This is a genomic window from Acetivibrio ethanolgignens (genome assembly GCF_001461035.1).
In the GTDB taxonomy this organism is placed as follows: domain Bacteria; phylum Bacillota; class Clostridia; order Lachnospirales; family Lachnospiraceae; genus Velocimicrobium; species Velocimicrobium ethanolgignens.
In genome coordinates, this window is the sequence record NZ_LNAM01000048.1 from 1 (window position 1) to 2,933 (window position 2,933).

The 2,933-nt window shown below is 38.0% G+C and carries 3 protein-coding genes; 1 reads left to right on the forward strand and 2 read right to left on the reverse strand.

The window, feature by feature from the left end:
• Positions 1–218: 218 nt before the first annotated feature.
• Positions 219–1,172 (forward strand): Abi family protein, encoded by a 954-nt coding sequence (locus ASU35_RS03645; RefSeq protein ID WP_058351707.1) that lies wholly within the window; start codon positions 219–221, stop codon positions 1,170–1,172.
• 101 nt (positions 1,173–1,273) lie between these two features.
• On the opposite strand, the gene ASU35_RS03650 is transcribed toward ASU35_RS03645, so the two are convergent.
• Positions 1,274–2,605: a relaxase/mobilization nuclease domain-containing protein gene (locus ASU35_RS03650; protein ID WP_058351708.1), complete on the reverse strand. Its 1,332-nt coding sequence runs from the start codon at positions 2,603–2,605 to the stop codon at positions 1,274–1,276.
• Entirely contained in the window at positions 2,602–2,892 is a 291-nt protein-coding gene (locus tag ASU35_RS03655) for a plasmid mobilization protein (protein ID WP_058351709.1), read from the reverse strand. The genes ASU35_RS03650 and ASU35_RS03655 overlap by 4 nt, the downstream gene beginning before the upstream one ends.
• Positions 2,893–2,933: the final 41 nt, after the last annotated feature.

Genomic DNA, 2,933 nt, shown 5'->3' on the forward strand with positions numbered 1-2,933 from the left:
AGAAGCAGAGAGAGCAGTGCATAGGCGTGGTTGAGGAACACATTCATGCGTTTGTCGTGCCAATTTTAAAATAAATTATTGATATTTTAACTGGTATGTGATAGTATTGTTATAGACCGTAGGAAGGCAGGGGTAATGCCCGAATCCAAATATTCCATTGGCGGGATTAAGAATGGTATATCCATTCTTTTTTTTTACTATGAAAGAGGGTGTAATGGATGCCGAATACAGAATTACCAATAGATTTGGAAACACAGGTTGTGTTAATGAAAAAATATGTAAGTTTCCGCCAAAGAAAAAAGATGAGGGATTTCCTTGGATATGCAGGATATTTCAGAGCAAGTCGTTATGGAAAATATCTTTTAACACAAGTCAATGTGTTCGGAAGTAAGGCTGACTCAAAAATTTTCTTTGCCCTTTATGACTTTGATGTACAATTAAGATTACTGCTATTCAAATACTGTAAAAAGGCAGAGGTTCGTTTTAAGAGTGCTATAGCTAATGCCGTTTCATTAAAGACTGGAGATGCCGGTTTTTATCTGGATAAGCAATATTATACACCAACAAAAAGTGAGAAAGATAAAAAAACCAGAAATAGAAATGTTGCATTTTTCCATACAAAATTTTTCGCAGGGTTGATAAATGATGAAGAAAAACTGAGAAGGGATGTAGTGAAACATCCTGAACTGAAAGAATACCGGAAAGGTGGAACTCGTCAAAATAATGTGTTACCTGTTTGGGCGGCATTTTCATATTTTGAAATGGGAACAATGGTGATGATTTATTCATACCTGCGAGGTGATTTGAGAAAAGAAGTATTAGATTATACATATTCACAAAATAACTATAAAAAAGAAGTAACAAAGCAGATGGACACATGGTTAGATGCAGTTAGAAATCTAAGAAATTATTGTGCGCATCATTCTATGGTGGTTGGTATGACTTCTTCTGTGGTAATTCCAGATAATAGGGATAGTGCAGATGTACTTCCGGATAATACAAATCTTTATTCACGATTATATGCATTGAAGAAAATATTATCACAAAAAGATGCTGATATGTTGGCAGAGGAATTAGAAAAACTTATTTCAAAAACAAAAATTGATATATATAAGATGAATGTATTACCAGCGAATTGGAAAGAATTATATGATAAAATACTGTTCTTATAGGAATAGTAAATTAGTTTGAGAATATAATAAGAATGACCGTAGGAAGGCAAGGGTAATGCCTGAATCCAAATATTCCATTGGCGGGTAGGCAGCTAAGAAGATTAGCTGCCTATTTCATTATAAACTGAAATTTTTGTCGGTTGTTTATGTGCTGGCTCAGCTTGTGTCTGACCGAGGTATTGATTCAGATTTTCCAGTTTTCGGTTTAATGATTGAACCTCTTTTTCACATTTCTTGTAGGTGGAAGTCAGTTCATTTTTCTCTTTCATCAGTTCCTGATATTCCGCTTTTAGCTTATCAACATTCAATCCTTTTAAGTTTATCCCTGCCTGCTCAAGTACACGCCTTGCACCGCCATATAGAATGAGCTGGCTTTCGTATCGGCGGAAATATGCGTCTGGGTTCTTTGACTTTTTGTAGGCGATGTGATAGGAGCGGTTGGTTTTGTACTGCTCGGCATATTTGATGATTTCTGCAAGGTCTTTCATGCGATGTTCCAGTTTCACAGCGCTCTGCTTGGCAGATTTTCCGGCTTCGGTTTTTACAGTAATCTGATGCGTCAGATCGGAGAGAGAACCAACTTCATTATAGCTTTGTGCAGCAATCTTCAAATTCTCGATAGTTGCCCATTGTTGGAGTCCGGGACTGTTTTGGAATTTTTCATCCGAGGTATCAATGAGCCTGCGGGCAGAGTAGTCTTTTTTCGGAATAACAGATTTTCGCTCACGCTTCATTTCGATGCGTTCCCGGATACGTTCCTTTGTGTATTCCTTACCAAGCGATTTCGTACTGCCACGGACAAAACGTTCTTTATCCAGAGGACGGAAAGAGATGTATTTGGCAGCACTTTCTTCAAAAGATTCTCCTTTGATTTCATATCCTTTGGCTCTCATTAAAAGTAAGAAATCTTCATATGTGGAAGCTGACTTGATGCAAAAATTGATGTCCCTTCTAAGCTGAGTTTTCCAGGTAGAGCCATTCTGATCAGATTGCCATTCTTTGTATTTTTTACCACGTTCACCACCCGGAATGATGATGGAAAGGTTATGCTCTTTGCATAGTTCATCACTTAGTTTCCGGATGTAGTAATACGACTGTTTGCAGTCGTGATATTTGTTATGCTCGATGTTATCAGCAGCACAAAATATGATGTGATTATGAATATGTCCTTTATCAATGTGTGTGGTGAGGACATACGAATATTTCCCTTCTAAAACCTTGTCAGCAAGTTCTTTTCCAATGCGGTGAGTTTCCTCATAACTGACTTCTCCCGGAGCAAAAGCCTGTATCAGATGGTAGGCTTTGTTAGGACTGTTCTCCCTGCAATGGTCAAGGGTGTACTTAAAGTCAATCGCTGCTGTTTCTGGCACACACGCATAAGATGAAACATAGATTTGTTCATCAGTTTTGTCGGGGTTGCAGATGTAATCTATTGCTTTATCAACTCCTTTACTTCATTCATATCGTCCTGATAGATGTTTCCGGTACTGTTTACCCGCTTTGCAATCTGGTTCAGACTGGAGCTGATTCGCCCAAGCTCTGTATTATAATTTCGCAAATAACTGTAATCGACATCATACACATATCCATATAAAATCAGTTTGCGTAAAAAGGCTGACATGCTTTTCATGCCGGATGCTTTGAATTTGGTATTGAGAATGTATTGCTCATCATCACTGAGATAAAATTGTACCGGAAAACCCACGACAAACGCATGAATGTGTTCCTCAACCACGCCTATGCACTGCTCTCTCTGCTTCT

Excerpts from the sequence above, each read along its gene's own strand:
- ASU35_RS03645 (WP_058351707.1), top strand. The coding sequence starts at position 219 with ATGCCGAATACAGAATTACCAATAGATTTGGAAACACAGGTTGTGTTA.